This is a genomic window from Streptococcus hyointestinalis (genome assembly GCF_041225505.1).
Taxonomy (GTDB): Bacteria; Bacillota; Bacilli; order Lactobacillales; family Streptococcaceae; genus Streptococcus; species Streptococcus hyointestinalis_B.
Genome location: NZ_JBCLSK010000010.1, coordinates 1 through 23,296 on the forward strand (window position 1 = coordinate 1; position 23,296 = coordinate 23,296).

General features: G+C 44.4%; 25 protein-coding genes, 1 tRNA gene and 1 pseudogene. 6 read left to right on the plus strand and 21 right to left on the minus strand.

The features are described 5' to 3' along the window. Positions 1-105 precede the first annotated feature (105 nt). From AALA56_RS03785 to groES, 5 genes are all read right to left on the minus strand, one after another. Positions 106-441: a hypothetical protein gene (locus tag AALA56_RS03785; protein WP_369908864.1), complete on the minus strand. Its 336-nt coding sequence runs from the start codon at positions 439-441 to the stop codon at positions 106-108. 7 nt (positions 442-448) lie between these two features. Beyond that, on the minus strand, positions 449-829 hold the full coding sequence (locus AALA56_RS03790) for a sensor histidine kinase (protein WP_369908818.1): 381 nt from the start codon (positions 827-829) through the stop codon (positions 449-451). Then, on the minus strand, positions 816-1,517 hold the full coding sequence (locus AALA56_RS03795; protein WP_369908819.1) for a hypothetical protein: 702 nt from the start codon (positions 1,515-1,517) through the stop codon (positions 816-818). Before AALA56_RS03795 ends, AALA56_RS03790 begins: the two co-directional genes overlap by 14 nt. Before the next feature lie 334 nt (positions 1,518-1,851). Next, positions 1,852-3,477, minus strand: a complete 1,626-nt coding sequence (gene groL / locus AALA56_RS03800) for a chaperonin GroEL (RefSeq protein ID WP_369908820.1) — start codon at positions 3,475-3,477, stop codon at positions 1,852-1,854. 30 nt (positions 3,478-3,507) lie between these two features. Next, the gene (groES, locus tag AALA56_RS03805) at positions 3,508-3,792 is read right to left on the minus strand and encodes a co-chaperone GroES (protein ID WP_369908821.1); all 285 of its coding nucleotides are present in this window, start codon (positions 3,790-3,792) and stop codon (positions 3,508-3,510) included. 247 nt (positions 3,793-4,039) lie between these two features. Between groES and AALA56_RS03810 the strand changes: the two genes are divergently transcribed. Together AALA56_RS03810 and AALA56_RS03815 are read left to right on the plus strand one after the other, a co-directional pair. Next, on the plus strand, positions 4,040-4,516 hold the full coding sequence (locus tag AALA56_RS03810) for a LytTR family DNA-binding domain-containing protein (protein ID WP_369908822.1): 477 nt from the start codon (positions 4,040-4,042) through the stop codon (positions 4,514-4,516). Positions 4,517-4,548: 32 nt separating this feature from the next. After that, complete coding sequence (locus tag AALA56_RS03815; protein WP_369908823.1) at positions 4,549-5,238, plus strand: hypothetical protein; 690 nt, start codon at positions 4,549-4,551, stop codon at positions 5,236-5,238. Between the two features lie 35 nt (positions 5,239-5,273). Here the strand turns inward: AALA56_RS03815 and AALA56_RS03820 are convergent, their stop codons facing one another. After that, complete coding sequence (locus AALA56_RS03820; RefSeq protein ID WP_369908824.1) at positions 5,274-7,712, minus strand: ATP-dependent Clp protease ATP-binding subunit; 2,439 nt, start codon at positions 7,710-7,712, stop codon at positions 5,274-5,276. Beyond that, positions 7,709-8,173, minus strand: coding sequence for a CtsR family transcriptional regulator (locus AALA56_RS03825; RefSeq protein ID WP_369908825.1), 465 nt, complete (start codon positions 8,171-8,173; stop codon positions 7,709-7,711). Before AALA56_RS03825 ends, AALA56_RS03820 begins: the two co-directional genes overlap by 4 nt. Before the next feature lie 189 nt (positions 8,174-8,362). On the opposite strand from AALA56_RS03825, the gene AALA56_RS03830 reads away from it, so the two are divergent. After that, positions 8,363-8,830 carry a COG2426 family protein gene (locus AALA56_RS03830; RefSeq protein ID WP_369908826.1) on the plus strand — a complete coding sequence of 156 codons (468 nt, stop codon included), beginning with the start codon at positions 8,363-8,365 and terminating at the stop codon, positions 8,828-8,830. A 42-nt stretch (positions 8,831-8,872) separates the two neighbouring features. Here the strand turns inward: AALA56_RS03830 and tsf are convergent, their stop codons facing one another. Then, on the minus strand, positions 8,873-9,913 hold the full coding sequence (tsf, locus tag AALA56_RS03835; protein ID WP_369908827.1) for a translation elongation factor Ts: 1,041 nt from the start codon (positions 9,911-9,913) through the stop codon (positions 8,873-8,875). A 145-nt stretch (positions 9,914-10,058) separates the two neighbouring features. Beyond that, positions 10,059-10,826, minus strand: coding sequence for a 30S ribosomal protein S2 (gene rpsB / locus AALA56_RS03840; protein ID WP_115271390.1), 768 nt, complete (start codon positions 10,824-10,826; stop codon positions 10,059-10,061). Between the two features lie 318 nt (positions 10,827-11,144). On the opposite strand from rpsB, the gene AALA56_RS03845 reads away from it, so the two are divergent. Both AALA56_RS03845 and AALA56_RS03850 read left to right on the plus strand, forming a co-directional pair. After that, positions 11,145-11,215: transfer RNA gene (locus AALA56_RS03845), tRNA-Cys, on the plus strand. 107 nt (positions 11,216-11,322) lie between these two features. Next, positions 11,323-12,279, plus strand: coding sequence for a S66 family peptidase (locus AALA56_RS03850; RefSeq protein WP_369908828.1), 957 nt, complete (start codon positions 11,323-11,325; stop codon positions 12,277-12,279). A 36-nt stretch (positions 12,280-12,315) separates the two neighbouring features. On the opposite strand, the gene AALA56_RS03855 is transcribed toward AALA56_RS03850, so the two are convergent. From AALA56_RS03855 to AALA56_RS03870, 4 genes are all read right to left on the minus strand, one after another. Beyond that, positions 12,316-14,214: a M13 family metallopeptidase gene (locus tag AALA56_RS03855; protein WP_369908829.1), complete on the minus strand. Its 1,899-nt coding sequence runs from the start codon at positions 14,212-14,214 to the stop codon at positions 12,316-12,318. A gap of 81 nt (positions 14,215-14,295) precedes the next feature. Then, positions 14,296-15,219, minus strand: a complete 924-nt coding sequence (locus AALA56_RS03860; RefSeq protein ID WP_369908865.1) for a metal ABC transporter substrate-binding lipoprotein — start codon at positions 15,217-15,219, stop codon at positions 14,296-14,298. A 5-nt stretch (positions 15,220-15,224) separates the two neighbouring features. Continuing rightward, positions 15,225-16,067 (minus strand): metal ABC transporter permease subunit, encoded by an 843-nt coding sequence (locus tag AALA56_RS03865; RefSeq protein WP_369908830.1) that lies wholly within the window; start codon positions 16,065-16,067, stop codon positions 15,225-15,227. Continuing rightward, positions 16,064-16,789: a metal ABC transporter ATP-binding protein gene (locus AALA56_RS03870; RefSeq protein WP_369908831.1), complete on the minus strand. Its 726-nt coding sequence runs from the start codon at positions 16,787-16,789 to the stop codon at positions 16,064-16,066. Before AALA56_RS03870 ends, AALA56_RS03865 begins: the two co-directional genes overlap by 4 nt. A gap of 133 nt (positions 16,790-16,922) precedes the next feature. Here AALA56_RS03870 and AALA56_RS03875 point away from each other — a divergent pair, with 133 nt between their 5' ends. After that, positions 16,923-17,564, plus strand: a complete 642-nt coding sequence (locus AALA56_RS03875) for a metal-dependent transcriptional regulator (protein ID WP_369908832.1) — start codon at positions 16,923-16,925, stop codon at positions 17,562-17,564. A gap of 44 nt (positions 17,565-17,608) precedes the next feature. Here AALA56_RS03875 and AALA56_RS03880 read toward each other — a convergent pair whose 3' ends face one another. From AALA56_RS03880 to AALA56_RS03915, 8 genes and pseudogenes are all read right to left on the minus strand, one after another. Further along, complete coding sequence (locus AALA56_RS03880; protein WP_369908833.1) at positions 17,609-18,424, minus strand: Cof-type HAD-IIB family hydrolase; 816 nt, start codon at positions 18,422-18,424, stop codon at positions 17,609-17,611. Further along, positions 18,424-19,152: a glycerophosphodiester phosphodiesterase family protein gene (locus tag AALA56_RS03885; RefSeq protein WP_369908834.1), complete on the minus strand. Its 729-nt coding sequence runs from the start codon at positions 19,150-19,152 to the stop codon at positions 18,424-18,426. Before AALA56_RS03885 ends, AALA56_RS03880 begins: the two co-directional genes overlap by 1 nt. Positions 19,153-19,158: 6 nt before the next feature. Beyond that, positions 19,159-19,398: a hypothetical protein gene (locus AALA56_RS03890; protein ID WP_369908835.1), complete on the minus strand. Its 240-nt coding sequence runs from the start codon at positions 19,396-19,398 to the stop codon at positions 19,159-19,161. 60 nt (positions 19,399-19,458) lie between these two features. Continuing rightward, positions 19,459-20,511, minus strand: coding sequence for an extracellular solute-binding protein (locus tag AALA56_RS03895; RefSeq protein WP_369908836.1), 1,053 nt, complete (start codon positions 20,509-20,511; stop codon positions 19,459-19,461). Continuing rightward, positions 20,508-21,323 (minus strand): annotated as a pseudogene (locus tag AALA56_RS03900) (carbohydrate ABC transporter permease). The gene AALA56_RS03895 and the pseudogene AALA56_RS03900 overlap by 4 nt, the downstream one beginning before the upstream one ends. Continuing rightward, positions 21,323-21,931, minus strand: a complete 609-nt coding sequence (locus AALA56_RS03905) for a carbohydrate ABC transporter permease (protein WP_369908837.1) — start codon at positions 21,929-21,931, stop codon at positions 21,323-21,325. Before AALA56_RS03905 ends, AALA56_RS03900 begins: the two are co-directional and overlap by 1 nt. A gap of 38 nt (positions 21,932-21,969) precedes the next feature. Continuing rightward, positions 21,970-22,188, minus strand: a complete 219-nt coding sequence (locus tag AALA56_RS03910) for a hypothetical protein (protein ID WP_369908839.1) — start codon at positions 22,186-22,188, stop codon at positions 21,970-21,972. A 10-nt stretch (positions 22,189-22,198) separates the two neighbouring features. Further along, positions 22,199-23,263 (minus strand): ABC transporter ATP-binding protein, encoded by a 1,065-nt coding sequence (locus AALA56_RS03915; RefSeq protein ID WP_369908840.1) that lies wholly within the window; start codon positions 23,261-23,263, stop codon positions 22,199-22,201. Positions 23,264-23,296: the final 33 nt, after the last annotated feature.

The window sequence follows — 23,296 nt, forward strand, 5'->3', positions numbered from 1 at the left end:
CGTAACTTGCCTTTATCGTGCTGCTTAATCGCCTGAAAAGCCTTTTCTAGTAGTTCTTCTGAGTAGGGTTTAAAGAAAGGCTGACAAGTAAGAATTTATTTTTCTTCATGATGAGCCTCCTGCATTTCTTTCTGCATTGAGAGCATCCACATCATCCATAAAACGAAGCCAGTCTGTCGTCAGCTCTTCTACAATATCTTGCTTGGTACTGTAAGCCAGTAACTTAATTTCATTTTTCAGTAATTGATTGAGTATGTTCGCTTGTTGCTCTTTAATATCAGCTAAAGTTTCCGCAAACTTATTATCGTATAAATCTAACCCACCATTTTCAACAATACGCTGCAATTGAGCGAGCATAAATTCGTTGAATGAAGGGTACTGATATTCTTCCGATAACGCATGTAATTGCGAAAAAACTTTTTCAGGAACATTGCGGATAATAAAATCTTTAGATAACTCGAAAGATGATGTCTTCTTTAGTCACCTCTAAATCAACAGCACCCCACTGATAATCCAGCGTAATTTCTAAGTCTGACAACACCTCATAATCACGGATAATCTTCTCTAGTGCCACTTGTAAAGACTGCCCTTCAAGCGCACCTGGTCTTAGCTTTTCAATGGAGCGCCTCACGTCTTTGATACCTTCTCGAACCACTTCTGAGATATTTTTCAGCTGCTTTTTGGCTCTACTTGGGTCAAGGTCAATCAGAACAAGCACAGCATCTATACCAGCAGAAATCCCTGTCAAAGCATGTCCTAGTGTATCGTGTATTTCTCTTGCGATACGCTTTCTCTCCTTGTCCTTAGCATTTTTCTCACTGATAGGCAAGGTAGCTGTGCAGCTCTCTATTTGCCTGCTCAGCCATGCGTAACTCTTCCTCGATTTTATGCGTTTCGGACACGGAGTAGATGATAGCTAGGATAAGATTGACAATAAAAATCATGACACTAAATGAATAGAGAGAAGACTTGATAAATAGCGTCAGCATGTGGTAGCGAGTCGGTAAAAAGCTCAGATAGACCTCTAAGGTTGGTAATTTGACAACCATGGCTAAAATTTGGCTATTGGACAAGAGCAACATAGCAAAACTGAATACCAAAAAGAGCACCCAGTAGCGCCTCTGCCTAGCCGTGTAAAAATCCGTATAAGTCTGGAAAATATCTAATAAAACTAGAAGAATAACGCCATTATAGCTCCCCTGCAAAAAGCTAAAAGTCACCAGCAGCAAGCAAATCTCAAGAAACAAAAGCCACTCCTCATAAATGCTCTTTTCAAACAGAGACTGACGCAGATGGATGAGACCGAGTAAGAGCAAAAACGAGAAGATACTTCCTAAAAAGACCGTCGAAGGTGCTGTAGGAATGACACCAACCTTATCGAGAAAGTCTTGACTAGCTCCTATCTCGATGATATAGGTCGTACAAAGCAGGTATAAGGAAGCATGATAGATAACAGCGATGAGTGTTATTACAACAAAACCTCTCCACAGCAACGGACGTGATTTGGCATAAGTCATCATTGCCTTGTCTTTCTAGCTTACGGACAATCTCGTCATTTACCACTTGATAAAAATCATTATTCATCGTCATATAAGTCGTCCCAACAGTCAGCTGATTAGGATTTAGCGCTTTTTGTTGTCCCCAAGCATATATCCCCAAAGTCAATAACACCGTGATACTAGTAACAACTACAGGAAATGATAACACCTTTTTCATACCAGCCTCTCCCCTAAAGCAAATGTCAAAGTGATTCTTGCTCTTATTATATCACAGAGAAAAGCAACTTTTCAGAAAATATCGACTTCTTTTCCACCAAAAAAACTCTTGATTGCTCAAGAGTTTTTGATTTGATTACATCATGCCACCCATCATGCTAGGGTCCATGGCTGGGGCAGCTGGCGCTTCTGGAGCTGGTTTGTCAGCAACGACAGCTTCGGTTGTTAGGATAAGGCTTGCGACTGAAGCGGCATTTTGAAGGGCAGAGCGTGTCACTTTGACAGGGTCGATGATACCAGCGTCCACCATGTTGACCCACTCACCGTTAGCAGCATTAAAGCCTGTACCTAGCTCGCTATTTTTCAAACGCTCAATGACAACAGAGCCTTCGTAGCCAGCGTTGTAAGCAATTTGACGGACTGGCTCTTCAAGGGCACGAAGAACGATGTTACGTCCTGTCGCTTCATCGCCTGAAAGTTCAAGACTTGCCACTTTACTAATAACATTGACAAGAGCAGTACCACCACCAGAGACGATACCTTCTTCAACGGCTGCACGTGTGGCATTCAGAGCGTCTTCAATGCGAAGTTTCATTTCTTTAAGTTCGGTTTCAGTGGCTGCACCAACCTTGATGACTGCCACACCGCCAGAGAGTTTTGCCAAACGTTCTTGCAGTTTTTCACGGTCAAATTCTGACGTTGTGCTTTCAATTTGTGATTTGATGATATTGACACGGTTAGCAATAGCTTCTGCTTGACCAGCACCTTCAACGATAACAGTGCTGTCTTTGTCAACGGTTACTTTAGCTGCTTGACCAAGAATTGCCATTGTTGCGTCTTTCAAATCAAGTCCCAAATCTTCAGTGATAACTGTACCACCTGTGAGGATAGCGATATCTTCAAGCATAGCCTTACGACGGTCACCAAATCCTGGCGCTTTGACGGCTACAACGTTAAAGGTACCACGGATTTTGTTGAGGACAAGGGTTGGCAGAGCTTCGCCATCAACATCGTCAGCGATGATGAGCAGTGGACGGTTGGTTTTCAAGATTTCTTCTAACAATGGAAGCACATCTTGGATGTTTGAGATTTTCTTATCGGTGATAAGGATGTATGGATTGTCAAGGTCTGCTACCATTTTTTCGTTGTCTGTTACCATGTATTGTGAGAGGTAACCACGGTCAAATTGCATCCCTTCAACAACATCAAGCTCTGTCTCCATACCACGAGATTCTTCGATAGTGATGACACCGTCATTACCAACTTTTTCCATGGCTTCTGAGATGTACTCACCGACTTTTTCAGAGCGAGAAGATACGGCAGCGACTTGGGCGATAGCTTCTTTGCCTGATACGGGTTGAGAGATGGCTTTCAACTCTTCAACGGCTGCGGCTACCGCAGCTTCAATCCCACGGCGGATACCGATTGGGTTAGCTCCTGCTGTTACGTTTTTAAGCCCTTCACGCACGATAGCTTGGGTAAGGACAGTCGCTGTTGTCGTTCCGTCACCTGCGATGTCGTTGGTTTTTGAAGCCACTTCAGAAACGAGCTTAGCTCCCATATTTTCAAAGTGGTCTTCTAGCTCGATTTCTTTAGCGATGGTCACACCGTCATTGGTGATAAGCGGTGAGCCAAAGGATTTTTCAAGGACGACATTACGTCCTTTAGGACCAAGCGTTACCTTGACGGTATCTGCTAGGATGTCCACGCCACGTACCATGGCTGTTCTTGCGTCTGCTGAAAATTTAATATCTTTTGCCATTTTATTTACCTCGATTACATTTCATTTATTTTAGCTCAAAATCGCTAATACATCTGATTCACGGACAATGGCATAAGTGTCATCGCCATCTTTGACTTCTACACTTGAGTAAGGCTCAAATACCACAGTGTCACCAGCTTTTAGGCTAGGGGCAATCAAGTCACCGTTTAAAGTGCGTGCACCTTCTCCTACAGCGACTACTGTTGCTGTTTTGGTCTTGTCATCGTTTGCGCCAGCAATCACAAAGCCACCAATCTTTTGTTCTTTTTCTTCTGTTACACTAAGAACCACACGGTCTCCTAATGGTTTCAACATAATATTACCTCCAAACATGCTATTTTTAGCACTCTTTATAGGTGAGTGCTAATTCATGATTCTATTTTAACACTTGGTCAGAAATAGTCAAGAGAAAAAGATTAGAATAGAGAAATTTTTACCTCCCTTTTTTCACCCCTGTCGTTTGAGTCTTTTTACCACTTGATAGCAAAAAACAACCACTTAGCAAAAAGCCCTTGTTTATGCGCTAGGAGCTGATATAATGAAGAGGTCAAGGAGGTTGATAATGAAAATCACAATCGAACTAGACGATAGTTTAGAGGATGTGGAGGTAGTGATTCGCACCAGTCAGTTGACACCTGAAATCGAGAGTATCAAACGCTCATTAGAAAAAGCAGTCGCCCCACCTATTCTCTTTTATCGGGGAAATAATGAATTTTACGTGAAAATTGAGAGTATTCTTTTCTTTGAGACTGACGGCAGCAAAATCTATGCGCACGCTAGAGAGGAAGCCTACGAGGTCAAGCTCAAGCTCTATGAGCTTGAAGAGCAGCTGCCGCACTATTTTTGCCGAATCTCAAAGTCTACTATCGTCAATACCCGAGAGATTTACGCTTTAGACGTCAATACCCGAGAGATTTACGCTTTAGAAAAGTCTTTTTCTGGGACAAGCACTGTGCGTTTTTACGACACCAAAAAGCAGGTGCATGTCTCCAGACACTACTACCACATGTTAAAGGAAAAATTGCATGACACACGATAAGACACCATTAGGTTATTTAGGAGGATTTTAATATGAAACACACATCACGTCGCATTTTGTCAGGTTTACTCTTGATTGGACTGGCGCTTTTGCTGGTTCTGCAAGGGCTCTACAGTATCTTTTCAGGCAACATCTGGGTGCTAATTTGGATGGGCTTGTTTGTTATCTTTGGGCTTAGTCGTTGGTTTGATAGAGGTTGGCTAAGTGGACTCGTCTTTTTCTACATCGCTTTTTTGATTGGCAATCAAAGCTACCACTGGGTGCACTTGTCACTGTCTATTCTCATCCTTGTTGGTTGGCTCTTTTTCATCGGACTTGCCATGATTTTTCCCTCTTCTCGCAGACACTGGTACAAAAAAAGACATGATGACACCTTTATAGAAAGTACGGATGACCACCACCTGTCCACTTCCTTTGGCTCTAGCAGCCGCTACATCAATGACCCTGATTTTCATTATGCCAAGGCTGAGATCGGATTTGGCAAGCTTAACGTCTATTTTGACAATGCCATCATCCAAGGCGACAGCGCTGAGGTGAATGTCGAGGTCGGATTTGGTAAGCTGGTGCTCTACATTCCTAAAAACTGGATTGTCAAAAGCAACATCGAAACAGTCTTTGGCGGTGTTGACCTTCCACAGACTGCCCCTATCACAGAGGACAGCAAAACCCTCTACCTCAAAGGAGAAGTCGGATTTGGCGCACTTAGTGTGGTTTATCTCTAAAAAAGTTCCTTGATGATTCAAGGAACTTTTTGTTTCTAATCTACTGTAAAGACCAGCTGATTTTTACGGCAGCCGATTTTGAGAGTTTTAGCGTCATCGAGCTCACCGCCAAGGAGCATTTCAGCCAGCTTGTCCTCAACATCTGTCTGCAAGGTACGACGTAGAGGGCGAGCCCCCATCTCTGGGTTGTAGCCTTTTTCAGCTAAGTATCTAAGCGCTGCAGGCTGTACTTTTAGCGTGATACCTTTCTCCGCAAGACGAGCAATCAACGGTTTAATCATAATCTTAACCACTTCCTGCATATCCTCTTGCGTCAAACTATGAAAGACAACCTTTTCATCAATACGGTTTAGAAACTCTGGGCGATAAGCACGTTTCAACTCTTCAAAGATACGAGATTGCACCGCTTGGTGAGAGTGAGCTTGTGCCTGCGCTCCAAAGCCAACCGTCTTGTCATCACGAAGGGCTGTCGCTCCTAGATTGCTAGTCATGATGATAATCGTGTTTGAAAAGTCGACTTTTCGTCCCTTACTATCGGTCAGAACACCGTCATCTAGCACTTGAAGTAGCAGATTGAAAATGTCTGGGTGTGCCTTTTCCACCTCGTCAAAGAGAAGCACAGAGTAAGGCTTGTTGCGGACTTTCTCTGTCAGCTCACCACCCTCATCATAGCCGACATAACCTGGGGGCGCACCGTTTAGACGACTGGCTGCGAATTTCTCCATGTACTCCGACATGTCAAAGCGGATAAGTGCTGACTCATCATCAAAGAGCACTTCAGCAAGTGCCTTAGCCAGCTCAGTCTTTCCGACACCTGTCGGACCTAGAAACATAAAGGAGCCAATTGGGCGTTTGCCTGATCGAATGCCAGACTGGTTACGACGAATGGCACGGCTAATGCTAGAAACTGCCTCATCCTGACCAATCACACGCTTGTGCAGTTCTTTCTCCAAATTGAGGTATTTCTTATTGTCAGAAGCGGTCATCTTCTCAACTGGGATACCTGATAGACGGCTCAGGGTCGCTAGGATATGCTCTGGTGTCACGGCTTGACGTGTTTTTTCTTTTTGGCTGGTTGCTTTTTTGAGCAATTTTGTCGCCAAGACCATGTCATCGTTTAAAACGGCTTCATCCACAGGATTTAAAAAGCCTGTGTCTTCTTTTTTGACCATGGTCTGAACCGTCGCACTCGCCTCATCCAGTAAATCAATAGCAGAGTCTGGCAATTGCTTACTGGTTAGGTAACGGTGGGCTGCTGTGACCGCCGTTTTGACCGCCTCATCAGAGATAGTCACATGGTGAAAATCCTCATAGGATGCTTTCAAACCAAGCAAGATGTCATAAGCCTGCTCAACTGTTGGCTCTTCAACCAAAATCTTGGCAAAGCGACGAGACAGTGCTGCATCTTTTTCGATATGCTTTTGGTACTCTTCTTGAGTGGTTGCCCCTACCGTGCGCAAAGTCCCACGAGCAAGAGCGGGTTTGAGGATATTTGCCGCATCCAGCGTACTATCAATCCCGCTACCTGAGCCCATAATCGTGTGCAACTCATCGATAAAAAGAATAATATGGCCGTCCTCTTCAATGTCTGAGATGATCTGATTCATGCGCTCCTCAAAGTCGCCACGAAAACGCGTCCCAGCAATGACACTCATCATATCAAGCTCTAGCACACGCATATCACGAAGCTCATAAGGAATATCACCTGTGGCAATGCGCTGCGCTAAACCATAAGCAAGAGCTGTCTTTCCGACACCAGCATCACCGACAAGAACCGGATTGTTCTTGGTTTTACGGCTCAGCACCTGAATCATTCTGGCAATTTCTTTGTCCCGACCGATAACAGGCTCTAGCTTGCCTGCACGAGCTTGCGCAGTCAAGTCACGTGTAAAGTCTGCCAAGTCTCCAGCTGTACTCTGCGGACGCATCATATCTGAAAAGTTGCCTCCAGCTTTTGCTGGCTTAGGACTGCGAAGAGTGTGAATCGCCTTGATATTTTCCTTGGTAAAGCCAGCATTGCGCTCAAGCGACTTTCTAAGATCCAAAAGACGCAAGGAGTCACCATCGCCCTTGTACTTAAAGCCAACCAGCTCAAGGAGTCTCGTCGCCAGCAAATCTTTATTGACCAAGATAGCAAATAAAACATGCTCTGTCCCTACAGCTTCACTGCCTGTGACTTTTTGGATTTTCTGCGCTAAGTCTAGCACTTCAGACAAAGCTCGTGATTGCGGACGGAAAGTCACCGCTACATTGTCACGAGGAGACCTGTCCATCACTAAAATCGCAGCACTCTCATAATCCTCAAAGCGCACCTTGTCCTCATACTCTGCAAAGGTCAAGCCCGCAATCGAATCTCTGATACCCACCATAGCCAGCAAGACATGCCAAGTCTCAAGGTAGCTACTGTCATAGCGTGCCGCCTCATACTGCGCTAAGCTAAATACTTCTTGTAATTTATATGAATAATCGCTCATAAATGAAACCCTTTTCTATCCAATCTTTGGAGCAGTTTGCGTAGCATACGTGCTCGAATCTTAGGAGCGTCCTCTCCTAGCACCTCATCACAGGCGGTCACCAAAAGCAGATGACCCTCACGCTCACTAATCACCTCATCTTCAAACAAAAGCTGGATGACGTCCTCATAGACCTGCTGACTAATCTGCTCACCAATAGTTGCTTGGAGATTACCCAACATCTGGTGCTTATCTGAGAAGTGAACCTTAGCAATGCGGATATAACCGCCACCGCCACGCTTACTCTCTACAGTATAGCCACGACTCTCAGTAAAGCGTGTCTTTATCACGTAGTTTATCTGACTTGGCACGACTTGAAAGGTATCGGCTAATAGCGAACGCTTGATTTCTGCGATACCAGATTGTGCTAGCAAGTTTTTGATATAGTCCTCGATATTATCAGAGGTATTTTTTGTAGCCACTAGCGTCTCCTTTCTTCTTTGACTAATACTGACATTTATTATATCAAAAATAAAGCCATTCGCAAACTAAGACCCTTAAAAGACGAGCAAAAGCAGGTTTAGAGTTGTCAATCCCCTAGAGATAAGATAAAATAGAGAAAGTGCTTCTAGCTAAGGAGAAAGCACTCTGAATGAAGAAAGGTTATCATTATGAATTACTTGATTACACTGCTCATTTCTATGGTTCCCTTGATTGAATTGCGAGGAGCGGTTCCTTATGCCATTGCGACAGGGATTCCTTACTTGCAGGCTCTTGTTATCGGCGTTATTGGCAATATGCTGCCTGTTCCTATTATCTTCTTCTTTGCCAGAAGGGTACTCGAGTGGGGAGCTGACAAGCCTCTTATCGGTGGCTTTTTCACCTGGTGTCTCAAAAAAGGACACAGCGGTGGGCAAAAACTGGAAAAAGTAGCTGGTGAGCGTGGTATTTTCATTGCCCTCTTGCTCTTTGTAGGCATTCCTATCCCAGGGACTGGCGCTTGGACAGGAACTCTGGCTGCAAGTATCCTTGACTGGGACTTTAAGAAAAGTATCATCGCTGTTATGCTTGGAGTTATCCTAGCAGGTCTCATCATGGGTACCATCGCACTCTTTGGGCTCAAGGCTATTACTGGTTAATAACAAAAAGCCCCTAGGGGCTTTTTGTTAGGCTTATAAAGCTTAGTTTTCAAGCGCAGCAGCCATAGTTGCAGCAACTTCTGCTTCAAAGTCGTTGGCTGCTTTTTCGATACCGTCACCAACTTCAAAACGAACAAAGGCAACTGCTTTTGCGTTTACTGAGTCAAGGTAAGCTTCAACTGTCTTGCTGTCATCCATGATGTAAACTTGTGCAAGAAGTGTGTAAGCTTGGTCAACTTGAGTGTTGTCAAGCATGAAGCGAGCCATTTTACCAGGGATGATTTTGTCCCAGATTTTTTCTGGTTTACCTTCAGCTGCCAATTCTTCTTTGATAGCTTCTTCAGCTTTAGCGATGACTTCGTCTGTCAACTCAGCTTTAGAACCGTATTGCAAGAATGGAAGAGCTGGTTTACCAACCATAGCACGGCTTTCATTGTCTTGTTCGATCTTGTGGTTCAATTGAGCAAGCTCATCTTTAACGAATTGAGGATCCAATTCTTCGTAAGAAAGAACAGTTGGTTTCATCGCAGCGATGTGCATTGCAACTTGTTTAGCTGTTGCTTCATCTGTACCTTCAAGAACAGCAACAACACCGATACGTCCGCCGTTGTGTTGGTAAGCACCAAAGACTTGGTCATCAGACTTTTCAACCAAGGCAAAGCGACGGAATGAGATTTTTTCTCCGATAGTAGCTGTTGCAGTAACAAATGCTTGCTTCAAAGTTTCACCTGAAGCAGTTGTCAAAGCAAGAGCTTCTGCGTCGTTAGATGGTTTACCTTCTGCGATAACTTTTGCAGCTTCGTTAACAAGTGCTACGAATTGGTCGTTTTTCGCAACGAAGTCTGTTTCTGAGTTCACTTCGACAACAGCAGCAACGTTACCATCAACGTAAACGCCTGTCAAACCTTCTGCAGCGACACGGTCAGCTTTCTTAGCTGCTTTTGCCATTCCTTTTTCACGAAGCAATTCAATTGCTTTGTCGATGTCACCATCTGTTTCAACCAATGCTTTTTTAGCGTCCATGACACCAGCACCAGATTTTTCACGCAATTCTTTAACGAGTTTAGCTGTGATTTCTGCCATTTTAACGTCTCCTATGTTTAATTTTCATATTATAAAAACGAGACAGAGCGGTTTGCGTCTGCCCCGTTTGACAAGTTATTAACACTTTTTGTAAAGCAGATTGACAGTTACTTTACAAGCTTGTCAACCTAGCTTAAAAACGCAATTAGTCGTTTGAACCTTCAACAGCTTCAACGATTTCTTCGATTGAGTCAGCTTCTGCAGCTTCTTCAAAAGCAACATCTGCATCTTCACCTTGACGTCCTTCGATAACTGCGTCAGCCAATTTAGAAGTAATCAACTTAACTGCACGGATAGCGTCATCGTTAGCTGGGATGATAACATCGATATCATCTGGATCAGCGTTTGTATCCACCATCGCAACGATTGGGATACCAAGTTTTTTAGCTTCTTTAACAGCGATTTGTTCTTTGTGTGGGTCAACGATGTAGATCACATCTGGAATGCGTGGCATGTCTTCGATACCACCCAAGAATTTTTCAAGACGTGCACGTTGTTTGTTAAGAAGTGCAACTTCTTTTTTAGGAAGGACTTCAAAAGTTCCGTCAGCTTCCATTTGTTTGATTTCTTTCAAACGAGCGATACGTTTTTGGATTGTATCCCAGTTTGTAAGTGTTCCACCCAACCAACGGTGGTTGATGTAGTATTGACCTGCACGAGTAGCTTCCTCAGCAATTGCTTCGGCAGCTTGTTTTTTAGTACCAACAAACAAGATAACAGCGTCGTTTGCAGCTGCATCACGAACGAAGTCGTAAGCTTGGTCAGCCAATTTTACAGTTTGTTGAAGGTCGATAACGTGGATACCGTTACGTTCTGTAAAGATGTATTTAGCCATCTTAGGGTTCCAGCGACGTGTTTGGTGACCAAAGTGAACACCAGCTTCAAGAAGTTGTTTCATTGAAATTACTGCCATGAGTAAATTCTCCTTTATAAAATGTTTTTTAGCCTCTCTCAAACTTCAGCTCGCATGACCACCACAAGGGCAACAGCCAAACGATTGGTTTGAGATGAGTATTTGTTGTAAGATACAACTTCATCATGATACCACAATTGGGCAAAAAAAACAAGTCTTTATCACTGTTAGACAAAGGTTTTTTGCTGTAGTAAAATGCAGGTAAACGATTACAACTTAACTGACCGCCTTTCTTTCACTCACGCTAAAAAGTTGCTCAACTTTTCACATTTACCACTTGACGAATCTCAAAAATTAAGATAAAATGTAATCTGTTGTGGCGGTATAGCCAAGTGGTAAGGCACGGCTCTGCAAAAGCTTGATCGTCGGTTCAAATCCGTCTACCGCCTTAAATGACATTGAAAAGCTCACTTTCGTGGGCTTTTTTGTGTTAACTACACTTTTCACTCCCACTTTATGCTATAATAAAGCCATTATACTTTTGGAGGTGTTGAGGATGAAAAAACTAGAAAGAGGCAGTCACATTCGTGTGCTGAGTCCATCTTCGTCTATTGAGCGTTTGGGTGGCTTTGAGGCAAATCTAGCGGCAAAGAAAAAGCTGGAGGAGCTTGGCTTTAAGGTTTCTTTTTCAGAGCATTACTTGGAAAATGACCCGCTCTTTTCGGCTTCTATTGAGAGTCGTGTGGCGGATTTGCACGCTGCTTTTTGCGACCCTGATGTGGATGCGATTTTGGCTACTATCGGAGGTTTCAACTCCAATGAGCTATTGCCTTATCTCGACTATAACCTTATCGCTAAACACCCAAAAATCATCTGTGGTTACTCCGACTCGACAGCTTTTTTAAACGCTATCTTTGCCAAGACTCATCTCATGACCTACATGGGACCTAGCTATTCGAGTTTTAAGATGGATGAAGGGCAAGACTATCAGAGCAAGATGTGGCTACAAGCCATGACACAGACCCGCTATGAGCTGACTCCAAGTAGCCAGTGGTCGAGTGACGCTTGGTACGATCCTAGTCAACCACGCCACTTTTACCCAACACAGTGGAAAGTCTACACGCACGGCAAGGCTCAAGGAACCCTTATCGGTGGCAATCTCGTCACCTTTAACCTACTACGTGGGACAGACTATGCCCCACAGGTGTCGGATTATGTCTTAGTTGCCGAGCAGGCTGAACAAGACCTCTTTTATGACTTTACCCGCAACTTGGCGGCGCTTCTGCAAAGCTATCCTCACCCTAAGGCGCTTCTTATCGGGCGCTTTCCAAAAGAAACCGAGATGACCGAGTCGCTCCTACGCCTCATCCTAGACAAGCACCCTATTTTACAGACAATTCCTGTCGTCTACGATATGGACTTTGCGCACACGCAACCTCTGCTAACCATGACTATTGGTGCGACGATTGACATTTCAACCGAGGACATGACATTTACCATCACAGAAGATTAAAAAAAGTTGAGTAGCATAAGCTACTCAACTTTTTTGTTACCAGATAATCACACGATCCTCTGGGGAGCGCCACATGCCATCTCCTGGATGGACATCAAAGGCTTTATGAAATTCGTCAAAGTTGGTTACAGTCACGTTGGTGCGCCATTTGCCTGGGGCATGGACATCAACGCTTGCCATCATTTGCATGTACTCTGGGCGAGCTTTCATGCGCCAGATGGTGGCAAAGTTGATAAAGAAGTCAGTCACTGAGAAGTCGTCATCTTTTTTCGCTGCTTCAAGAGCGCAAGCGACACCACCAAGATCAGCGACATTTTCAGATACGGTGAGTTTACCATTGACCTTGGCACCGTAAGAGTCCAAGCCGTCAAACTGCTCAACAACCTTGTCCGTGCGCTCTTTAAAGGCAGCGTAGTCTTGGTCTGTCCACCAGTTGTTAAGGCTTCCGTTTTCGTCAAAGGAAGCACCGTTGGTGTCAAAGGCATGCGAAATCTCATGAGCAATCACAGCTCCGATACCACCGTAGTTAGCTGATGAGCTTTGCTCAAGCGAGTAAAACGGTGCTTGCAGGATAGCCGCTGGAAAGACGATTTGGTTTTGCTGTGGTGAGTAGTAAGCGTTGACCATGTGAGCCGGCATGTGCCACTCGCTACGGTCAACTGGCTTGTTCCACTTGCTCCAATGGTGAGCGATCGAAATTTTCGCCAGATTTTCAGCATTTTCAACTAAACTCAAGGTTGGGTCGATGATTTTTTGAGCGTAGGTGTCTGGCAATTTCTCAGGGTAGCCAATGTGAGGGGTGATGACATTAAGTTTTGTAATCGCTTTTTGGCGTGTTGACTCTTCCAGCCAGTCTGCACCCTCTAGGCGAGATTTGTAAACCTCAATCATAGTTGCGACCTTGGCTTCCACGTCTGCCTTAGCTTCTTTGGAGAATTTCTCACCAGCATACCACAAGCCAAGGGCTTGGGTGTAAGGAGACTGCGCTAGGTAGTAAGCGGCTTTTTTCTTGTCCATGGCTTGCGGTGTGCCTGAGAGAGCACGGCTGTAAGCCCCAGAAAGCACACGAATCTCGTCTGTCAAGTAGCTGTTAAAGCTGGTCGCAGCAGAAAGCAGCAAGTCCGCTTTTAGCAAGTCCCAGTTTGCCTCAGAGTAATACTCCGCTGCAAACTCTGTCCAAAAGCGCTCCTCAGGGACAATGACCTTATCAGGCACTTGACCGCCTAAGATAGCCGAAAAGATGTCATCAAGTGGCAATTCTGGCGCAAGCTTTTTAAAGTCTGCCCAGTCATAAGGCTTGTAAAGACTGACATAGTCCGAGCTCTCCTCACGTGAGAGCACGTAGCCAGAAAGCTTTCTATCAAGCTCCAAGACACGGTCTAAGAGACCAGCAACCTCATCAGCTGAAAAGCCAAACTTAGGTAGCAATTCCTCATACATGGCACGCCATTTAGCGAGTAGCTCCGGCGCTTGTTCATTGCCTTCTTGGTAGTAGGTCGTGTCTGGCAAGATAAGCCCTGGGGCTTCTGCCCAGAGGACATTGGTCTGTGCGTCCATAAAGTCTGGGGCAACGCTAAATGGCAGGGCATTAGGCTTTCCAGCCAGCTCAAAATCTGCCATCTTGTCCGCCAAGTCTTTAAAGGACGTAAGCGCCTTAAATTCTTCAATCAAAGGGAGAGCTGGGGCAACGCCAACCTCCTCACGCTTGTCATAGTCAGCCACCATGCGGTGAAAGGCGATGAAGTTTTTGAGCACCGCATCATCAGGCACATCGTCCCCAGCTAACCACTTGTCAGTGGTGTCAAGCATCAAGGCTTCAATCTCGTCTGACAAGTCTGTAAAACCGCCAGTTCTTGGCTTATCATCTGGAATAACAGCTGTCTTTGCCCACTCGCCGTTGACAGCTTCGTAAAAATCATCTTTGTAAGTAACCATAAACGCTCCTTTTTAGCAATAGTTGTAAACAGTTCCATTCTACCAAAAATAAGGCAGAAAGTCACATTTAGAGCGCTTTTATTAGCCTTCAAGACCTTTAGCGATCGTGTCAAGGTTGTAAGCCATCATGCTGTAGTAGCTATCTCCAGTCTTACCACTCTTTGCGATAGAGTCTGTAAAGATTTTAGCGTAGATCGGAATACCTGTTTCTTTTGAGATAGACTTCATGGGACGGCTATCGACACTGCTTTCCACAAAGAGTGCTTTGACCTTGCTTGCTTGTAGCTGTGTGACCAAGCGTTTGATTTGCTCTGGTGTGCCTTCTTCTTCAGTGTTGATTTCCCAGATGTAGGCAGACGGTACATTGTAGGCTTTTGAGAAATACTTAAAGCAGCCTTCGCTGGTGACGATGAGCTTTTGCTCGCTTGGAATGTTATCAAAGCGGTGTTTGGCACTAGCATCCAGCTGGCTTAGCTTTTTCAGATAGGCTTTGAGATTTTTTTGATAAGTTTCTTTATTGTCAGGGTCTTTTTTGCTCAATTGCTTAGCGATATTTTTAGCGTAAATCATGCCGTTTTCAAGATTGAGCCAAGCGTGAGGATCTTCCTTGCCCGCTTGATTTTTCCCTTCGAGGTAAATCGGTGTCACGCCCTCGCTGACCGCAAAATAGTCTTTATTTTCTGTTTTATTAGCGTTTTTCATCAGTTTTGAAAACCAAGCAGAGCCACCGGTTTCGAGATTAAGCCCATTGTAGAAAATGACGTCTGCCTGCGAGCTTTTTTTCAAATCCTCTGGCAAAACCTCATACTCATGCGGGTCTTTTCCGACAGGGACGATGCTGTGGAGGTCAATCTTATCGCCAGCGATATTTTTGGTAATATCTGCGATAATGGAGTTTGTCGCAACGACTTTTAACTTCTTGCTTGTGCTTTCTTTTGTAGACGTGCAAGCTACTAAAGAAAGCGCTAGGAGTGCTAGGGTTAAGCCTGTAAACCATTTTTTTATATCTTTCATGAGATATCCTTCTTTCTAAGAATGCCCTTAGGGGCAATAACAAAACTAACAGCAAAGAGCAGGGTCGCAACCAAAACAATGGTAGACCCGACAGCGATATTGTAGGTATAGCCGATAAAGATACCAGCTAGAGAGGAGAATACACCAAAGAGGCTTGAGAGGAGCATCATCTGCTTGAGGTTATTGACGTAGAGATAGCTACTAGCTGCTGGCGTGATGAGAAGAGCGATAATCAAAATCGTCCCCACACTCTGCATAGCCGTCACCGACACCACAGAAAGCAGCAACATGAGCAGGTAATGATAGCGATTGACCTTCATACCGACACTTTTGGCAAATACAGGGTCAAAGCTTGTGACCAAAAGCTCCTTGTAAAAGAGCCAAATCACGACAAGCACCACAAAAGAGACGATAATGGTCAGGTACTTGTCCATATCCTGCACCGCTAGGATATTCCCAAAAATGATATGAAAGAGGTCCGTTGAGCTATTAGCGAGACCGATCAAAATCACACCAAGAGCCAGAAAAGCACTGACGGTGATACCGATAGCTGTGTCGCCCTTGATGATACTATTTTCACGGATATAGGTCACCGATACAGCCGCCAGCATACCAAAGACCACAGCACCGATAAAAAAGTTCATCCCTAAAAGGTAAGACACCGCAACGCCTGGTAAAACCGCATGGCTAATGGCATCCCCCATCATAGACATGCCACGAAGAACGATAAAACAACCAATCACACCCGACACCAAACCTATCACAAGCCCTGTCACCACAGCATTTTGTAAAAAATGGTAGGACATGAGGTCAACAAAAAAGTTACTAATAGCACTCATGACAACACCTCCTCAAGTGGCAGCTGATTTTCGTAGGTTTTGGCAAGATTAGACCGATTAAAGACTTGACTGGTTTTACCGTAAGCAATCAAGCGGCGATTGAGCAAAATGACCTCATCAAAGTAATCAGACACTTTGCTCAAGTCATGGTGCACCACCAAAATCAGCTTGCCCGCATCTCTCTGGCTCTTGAGCAGCTCCATAATCAACTGCTCACTCACCATGTCAATACCCACAAAAGGCTCATCTAGCAAAATCAAATCCGCCTCCTGCACCAAGGCTCTAGCCACCAGCATACGCTGGAATTGACCACCAGAGAGTTGGCTGATTTGACGCTTGCTGAGTGCTAGTAATCCTACCTTTTCAAGAGCGTCATCCACTTTTTGATAAGCTTGCTTTGGCATGCGCTTAAACAAACCAAGACCGACTTGACACCCCAGCGCCACACAGTCACGCACCGTGATGGGAAAGGTCATGTCAATACTTGATTTTTGAGCAATATAAGCTACATTTTTCAGCTGTTTAGACAGCTCTTTTTCGCCAAAGACTACCTCACCCGTGTGAGGCAAGAGGTCAATCATGGCTTTCATGAGCGTGGACTTGCCAGCGCCATTCGGGCCAATAATCCCGACAATAGCAGCCTTGGGCAAGCTCAAGCTGATGTCTTTTAAAATAGGCTGCCTGCCATCATAGCTGACTCGGATATCTTGCAGCGATAACATAAGGTTCTCCTTTTTATTTTATTAAGCACGCTTAACTTTATATTTAGAGTACCCTTTTTTCTCTTTTATGTCAATCACTTTTTGAAAATTTTTGTTATAATAAAACATGATCTTAGTTAGAAAGTGAATCCTTATGACACCAAATAAAGAAGATTATGTAAAATGTATTTATGAATTGGGACAACAGTCTGACAAAATCACCAACAAACAAATCGCTGAAAGAATGGAAGTTTCTGCTCCAGCGGCTTCTGAGATGACTAAAAAAATGATTGCCCAAGACCTCATCCAAAAAGACAAGGAAAAAGGCTATGTTTTGCTTTCTCAGGGCTTAGACTTGGTAGCAAAACTTTACCGCAAACACCGCTTGATTGAGGTGCTTCTGCTTAACCACCTTAATTACTCAACGGACGAGGTGCATGACGAGGCGGAAGTGCTTGAGCATGTGGTTTCTGACCATTTCATTGACCGCTTGGACAAGATGCTTGGCTACCCAAAGGAATGCCCGCATGGAGGCACTATCCCAGCGCCAAATGAACCGCTGGTCGAAGCGCACCAGCAGACGCTCAGCCAAATTAGCGAGTTTGGCAGCTACACCTTGGTGCGTGTGCGTGACAGTCGCAATCTCCTTCATTACATAGAACAGCACCACTTGACGATTGGCACTAAGCTACAAGTGCTTGAGCACGATACCTTTGCTGGTACTTTTACCGTTGTGGCAAATGGGAATACCTTTCAGATGACCGATGTTATCGCTGAGCGCATTTATGTTGAGTAAAAAACACCAAAGTCATAATGACTTTGGTGTTTTTCATGCTAATACTAAAAATGCTCTTTCATATGCTCTATTGCCCGTTTGACGCCCTGCTCGTTGTTACTTGATGTGACAAAGTCAGATACGGCTTTGACCTCTGGGACGGCGTTTTCTACAGCGACAGAGATACCAGCAAACTCAAGCATAGACACATCGTTTTGCGCATTGCCTATGACCATGACCTCATTTGGAGCAATCTCTAAAGACTGGGTCAAATGATGTAAAGCCCTGCCCTTGCCAGCATGAGGGTGCATAAACTCGATAAAATGCGGCTCACTACGGACAATCTCGCAGTATTTCCCAAAGCGCTCTCTAATCGCTTCTTCATTCTCATCCAAAAGATGGCTATCATCCGCAATCATCACATCAAATACATCTAGGTGTTCTACGGCTGCCATGTCCATAAATGGACGCAGTAACATATTGGTGTGGTGCGATTCATTGATTGTGTAAGGGCTGATAGGGTCGTTCGGCGTGTACATATGCTCATGCGTCGATAGGTGAAACCTAAGCCCCTTTTCAAGACAATAGGTCATGATTTTTTTGACCAAGGCACTATCAAGCGGCAAAGCCTTGACGGAACTACTATCCGTTTTAGAAATCAGAGCGCCATTATGAGTAATCACGTATTGTTCAGAATCTTTGTGAAAACCTATTTGCTCTAGATAGGCTTGCGCTCCGAGGTAAGGGCGTCCTGTACACAGAACGACTCCCACCCCCTTGTCAGCTAAGTCTGATAGGAGACTGCTGGTAGCTGTGTCGAGTTGCTTTTGGTCATCCACAAGCGTCCCATCAATATCAATGGCAATCAATTTTATCGGCATCAATCACTTCCTCCTCTACTCGCCTCATAATGCGTATCAATCCAAAGCGTATTTTGCACATCATTGGTAAAGACAGCGCTAGCACCACGAACCTTACAGTCTGCGACCTGCTCTGGAACATCCACTGTCCAGTAACGAATAGTCTTATCAGTCTTTGAACAAGGGTGGTCTGTATAAGGCAGGTGAAGAGCTCTTATCCAATCGCCTGTCAATCCCTTTTCTAAGCTATCCTCATCACTGACTAGCATGGCGTAATCAAGCTCTGGCATGACCTCATGCATGCGACATAAAGACGCATAAGAAAAACTGGAAATCACAAGACTAAAATCAAGACTCAACTCTTCTAACAACTGAGCTAGATTTTTCTCCAAATCCTCATAAGCATAGGCATCCGTTTTTAACTCGATATTTAAGGTCTTAGAAAAACCAACTTCCTGAAGGGCTAGCAAAACATCCTTTAAGCGTGGGATAGTCTGCTCTTTCGTCTTTAGCTTGCCTGCTTTTTGGAGTGGGTACTGCGTCAGCTCGTCATAGGTTAAGTCTTTAATCATAGCACCTACACCTGTCATACGCTTTAGATTTTCATCATGAAAGACCACGAGCTCGCCATCCTTACTCTGATGAATATCAAGCTCGATACTGACGCCTAGACGAGCCGCTGCTAAGAAAGCGTCCATAGAGTTTTCCAGATAGACATGGCTCCAGCCTCTGTGTGCAAAAATTTCCATTGGTTTTTATCCTCCTTGCTTGCCATTGGCTAAGTTATTTTGTGTGATATAGTGATCCATTGACTTTTCCTCTTCACTCAGAGCTTGTTTGACATCAGCGCCGTTAAAGACCTGCTCCATAGCCGTTTGCAACAAAAGACGTGACTGGTTCATCCCTTGCATAAAGGTCCCTGAGTTGGTTTTATTTGGAACTGTAGTGGCTAATTGCTGTGATGGAATGGCTAGAGCTGGGTTTTCTTTGTACATGTCTGATAGTGTATCAGTGTACTGTGAGCCTTTGTTCAAGGCAAGATAGCCCGTTCCCGCTTACCAAGTGGCTTGCGATTCGGCTGAGAGCATGTACTTAATAAATGCCCACGCACCCTCTTGTTGGGCTTGGGATTTATCATTTGAAATCCATAGGGCTGCTCCTCCGATAGTCACACCGTTCCGCTCTTGTCCGTCTGGATGTGGGTAGTAGCAAATGCCAATCTCGTCATCTGTTCCTGTGATGATTTGTTGACTAGCGCTAGATGAGCGCACCATCAAGCCTGTCTTTCCAGATAAAAAGGCTGTTAGTTCATTGGTCATGGCAGTATTTCCAGAGCCATAATTGGTAAAGTAGCCAGCATTCATCCCTTCTTGAATCCAGTTGAGCGTCTCTCGCATGGCTGTTGAGTTATAAGTCGCTTTTGTCACCATTCCATCTCGACCGTTGTTGTTATTGACCAATGTCACACTAGCATTCGCTGCAAATTCCTCAAAGTACCAACTGTAGCCGATAAAGGACATGCCAGACACGCTATTGCCAGCTTTTTCTTTTAGCTCTTTAGCGACACGGGTCAAATCAGAATAGGTCGGCTCCTCTGGTGGCGGTGTAATCCCATACTCTTCAAGCAAGCTTTTATTGTAGTAAAGCACGGGTTGACTGGTATTGAACGGCATGGCAAATAATTCGTCATCGTAAGAATAGAAATTTCTCGCTACAGGGTAGATTTGCTCGATGTCATAACTCTCCTTATCAACAAAGGTCTGTATCGACGTAATGCAGCCGCTCTCATACAACTGCGCAACAGAGATATCCGCTGACTGAAAAACAGTCGGTGAAGCGTCGGTTCCATAAGTGTTTAGCACTTTTTGAATCACTTCTTCATCAGTCCCCTGATAATAGGGTACCACTTCATACTTATCTTGACTATTATTAAAGCCATCGACCAATTGAACTAAGGTGTCTTTTGTCGAGCCTGTCATCTCATGCCAAAAGACGATTTTTTCTCTATCGTCTGAGCTGGTTGAGACCAGCTTGATAGGCAAAGCAAACAGCAGACAAAGCGCAGCAGCAATTGCTGCAGGTATAAGAACACGTTTCTTTTTCATCATTTCACAGCTCCTTCATTGTTGATTTTGGCATGACGCTGACCTAGGAAAAGAACAAGCAAGGTTGGGATGATGATAATCACAGCACTCGCCTGAATCATACCCCAGTCATTAAAGGTTTCTGTCGATTGCAATTGCCTCAGCCCAATCTGAACAGGACGCACGGTGTCTGTAAAGGTCGTCAGCATTGGCCAAAAATATTGATTCCAACTACCTAGAAAAGTATAGGAAGCTAGCACGACGATGTTGACCTTGCTATAGGGTAGGACGACTTTGAGAAAGAATTACAAATGGCTGAGCCCTTCGATTTGCGCTTCTTCGTACAGATCACTTGGGATTTGTAGAAAAGCTTGACGTAGCATAAAAATCCCAAAACCGCTCGCCAAAAAAGGAATGATAAGCCCAGCATAGCTGTTGAGTAAATTCATGGACTTCACGGTGATAAGGTTTGGAATAACAATCGCCTCAAATGGAATCATCATGGTCGCTAAAATGAGAGCAAAGACTAGCTTTTTCCCTTTAAACTCCATAAAGGCAAAGGGATAAGCACAAAGAGCAGAGACTGCCACAGATCCGACCATAGTAAGCGTTGAAATCAACAGGCTATTCAAAAAGTAGCGAATGATTGGCGTCTCTCGAATAGCAGATATATAATTACCCAAAGAAAGGTTGCTACTAAAGATGTTGCCCTGTATCAAATCTTCTGTCGGAAGTAAGCTGGTGTAAATCCCCAAAACAAGCGGAGTCATCACGACAAGTGTCATCAAAAGAACCACACTATAATTCATACAGCGTTGCATAGTTGTCATTTTCATCAATAAGTCACCCGTTTTTCTAAAACTTTAAATTGGAGCATGGTAAAAATACCGATAATAATCGCAAGAACGATAGATTCGGCACTAGCTACCGAATACTCACCACTGATGAAAGCGTCTTGGTAAATCTTATAGACTAAAAAGTTAGTCGTATTATCCGGACCACCTGCCGTCATCAAATCAATCAAGCCAAAACCTTTAAAGGCATCAATAACCGTCACCACCACAACAAAAAACAAAGTGGGCGAAATCATAGGCAAGGTGATATGAAAAAATTGATAACGAGACGTTAAGCCTTCTATCTCCGCACACTCATACAAATGACTAGGCAAGGACTGTATAGCGCCTAATAAAATGAGAAAGGCAAAACCAAGATTTAGCCAAACGGTCGAGATAACCACAGCTAGCATGGCACCGCTAGGAGTGCTTAGCACATTAGACACAGGAAGATTCATCAGAGCTAAGAGCTTAGCAAGAGGTCCTGCTGTTGGGTTAAAGATAAAGAGCCAAAGTACCGCACCAACTGATATGGACACTCCCATAGTGCTTGAAAAAACCGTTTTGAAAAAGCCAGCACCACGCAATTTTTTAGTTGCAAAGTTCGCCATCGCTAAACTCAAAACAATGGTTAGAGCTGTCACAGCAGCTAAACCAAGGTCATGAGCGTACTTTTTTGAAAAGCAGTGTTTTTGAACAGGCTCATGTAGTTATCAAATCCCACAAACATGCTGGTCTTGCCACAGACATCTGTCAAGTGAAAGCTTGTGTAAATCGTCTTGACAATCGGATAAAAGACAAAGACCAATAAAAGAAGCACAGCTGGCGCCAAAAAGGCAACTGTTGAGAGGGTATCTTTCTTTTTCATCAGCTCACTCCTATCCCTTTATAGCGCAGTCGTTTTGGTCGAAAATATGATAACGCCCCGTCAAACTAACGCTCACTTTATCGTTTAGGTGCCAATCATTGTGCGCTCCTTCTTCTGGCAGTAAAACCGTAATGTTAGAGCCGTTTGTCAACTCAAGGTGGCACACCGATTGATTGCCCAGATACTCAATATTGGTAATATAAGCATTTGGCGTTTTTGTCCTTGTGAGCGTCAAATCTTCTGGACGAACGCCCACTTCAAAGGCAGAGCTGAGCGTGACAATATGTTGCTTAGGCAGCTTGATACTATCTGCTAGATGAAGTGTCTGCTCAGCATCTAGATGAGCGTCAAGGATGTTCATCTGTGGGCTTCCTAGAAAACGCCCGACAAAAACATTGTTAGGGTGCTTGTAGATTTCTGCTGGGGTGCCGACTTGTTGGACGTGATGATCGTTGAGGACGACGATACGGTCTGCCATGGTCATAGCCTCTACTTGGTCATGTGTGACATAAACCACAGTAAGCCCTAGTTGGCGTTGCAGACGGCGAATGACGGAGCGCATCGAGGTGCGCAATTGAGCGTCCAAATTGGACAAGGGCTCATCCATCAAGCAAATCTTAGCTTCGCTAGCAATCGAACGTGCTAAAGCAACACGTTGCCTTTGACCACCAGAGAGAGCACTTGGTTTCTTATCGGCGTAGTCTGTGAGTGCCACTGTTTCGATAGCTTTATTCACCCTCCTTTCAATCTCATCAACAGGCAGTTTACGTGCTTTGAGACCAAAAGCCACATTTTCCTTGACGGTCAGAAAGGGATAGAGCGCATAATTTTGAAAAACCATGGTCAAATCACGCTCTTTAGGTGGCAAATCCGTCACATCCCTACCGTTGATGTAAACCTTTCCCTCACTCACAGGCACCAAGCCCGCAATCATACGAAGCAGTGTACTCTTACCACAGCCTGATGGTCCTACAATAGCGACAAACTCCCCATCTTCTATAATCAAGTTGACATCTCTAAGCACCTCCTCACCATTGTCATAAACTTTTTTGACATCCTGTAGTTGAATGGACATATTCTTCCTCCTTTAATAACCTCATTTCTGTCC

What these genes read in the sequence shown, in the direction of transcription:
- AALA56_RS03905 (WP_369908837.1), bottom strand. Translation starts at nt 21,931, where the DNA reads ATGGCGAACTTTGCAACTAAAAAATTGCGTGGTGCTGGCTTTTTCAAA.
- AALA56_RS03810 (WP_369908822.1), top strand. Translation starts at nt 4,040, where the DNA reads ATGAAAATCACAATCGAACTAGACGATAGTTTAGAGGATGTGGAGGTA.
- groES (WP_369908821.1), bottom strand. Translation starts at nt 3,792, where the DNA reads ATGTTGAAACCATTAGGAGACCGTGTGGTTCTTAGTGTAACAGAAGAA.
- AALA56_RS03795 (WP_369908819.1), bottom strand. Translation starts at nt 1,517, where the DNA reads ATGACTTATGCCAAATCACGTCCGTTGCTGTGGAGAGGTTTTGTTGTA.
- AALA56_RS03870 (WP_369908831.1), bottom strand. Translation starts at nt 16,789, where the DNA reads ATGTTATCGCTGCAAGATATCCGAGTCAGCTATGATGGCAGGCAGCCT.
- AALA56_RS03885 (WP_369908834.1), bottom strand. Translation starts at nt 19,152, where the DNA reads ATGGAAATTTTTGCACACAGAGGCTGGAGCCATGTCTATCTGGAAAAC.
- AALA56_RS03880 (WP_369908833.1), bottom strand. Translation starts at nt 18,424, where the DNA reads ATGCCGATAAAATTGATTGCCATTGATATTGATGGGACGCTTGTGGAT.
- AALA56_RS03830 (WP_369908826.1), top strand. Translation starts at nt 8,363, where the DNA reads ATGAATTACTTGATTACACTGCTCATTTCTATGGTTCCCTTGATTGAA.
- AALA56_RS03865 (WP_369908830.1), bottom strand. Translation starts at nt 16,067, where the DNA reads ATGAGTGCTATTAGTAACTTTTTTGTTGACCTCATGTCCTACCATTTT.
- AALA56_RS03815 (WP_369908823.1), top strand. Translation starts at nt 4,549, where the DNA reads ATGAAACACACATCACGTCGCATTTTGTCAGGTTTACTCTTGATTGGA.
- AALA56_RS03895 (WP_369908836.1), bottom strand. Translation starts at nt 20,511, where the DNA reads ATGATGAAAAAGAAACGTGTTCTTATACCTGCAGCAATTGCTGCTGCG.
- AALA56_RS03820 (WP_369908824.1), bottom strand. Translation starts at nt 7,712, where the DNA reads ATGAGCGATTATTCATATAAATTACAAGAAGTATTTAGCTTAGCGCAG.
- tsf (WP_369908827.1), bottom strand. Translation starts at nt 9,913, where the DNA reads ATGGCAGAAATCACAGCTAAACTCGTTAAAGAATTGCGTGAAAAATCT.
- AALA56_RS03915 (WP_369908840.1), bottom strand. Translation starts at nt 23,263, where the DNA reads ATGTCCATTCAACTACAGGATGTCAAAAAAGTTTATGACAATGGTGAG.
- AALA56_RS03850 (WP_369908828.1), top strand. Translation starts at nt 11,323, where the DNA reads ATGAAAAAACTAGAAAGAGGCAGTCACATTCGTGTGCTGAGTCCATCT.
- rpsB (WP_115271390.1), bottom strand. Translation starts at nt 10,826, where the DNA reads ATGGCAGTAATTTCAATGAAACAACTTCTTGAAGCTGGTGTTCACTTT.
- AALA56_RS03890 (WP_369908835.1), bottom strand. Translation starts at nt 19,398, where the DNA reads ATGTACAAAGAAAACCCAGCTCTAGCCATTCCATCACAGCAATTAGCC.
- AALA56_RS03855 (WP_369908829.1), bottom strand. Translation starts at nt 14,214, where the DNA reads ATGGTTACTTACAAAGATGATTTTTACGAAGCTGTCAACGGCGAGTGG.
- groL (WP_369908820.1), bottom strand. Translation starts at nt 3,477, where the DNA reads ATGGCAAAAGATATTAAATTTTCAGCAGACGCAAGAACAGCCATGGTA.
- AALA56_RS03910 (WP_369908839.1), bottom strand. Translation starts at nt 22,188, where the DNA reads ATGAAAAAGAAAGATACCCTCTCAACAGTTGCCTTTTTGGCGCCAGCT.
- AALA56_RS03875 (WP_369908832.1), top strand. Translation starts at nt 16,923, where the DNA reads ATGACACCAAATAAAGAAGATTATGTAAAATGTATTTATGAATTGGGA.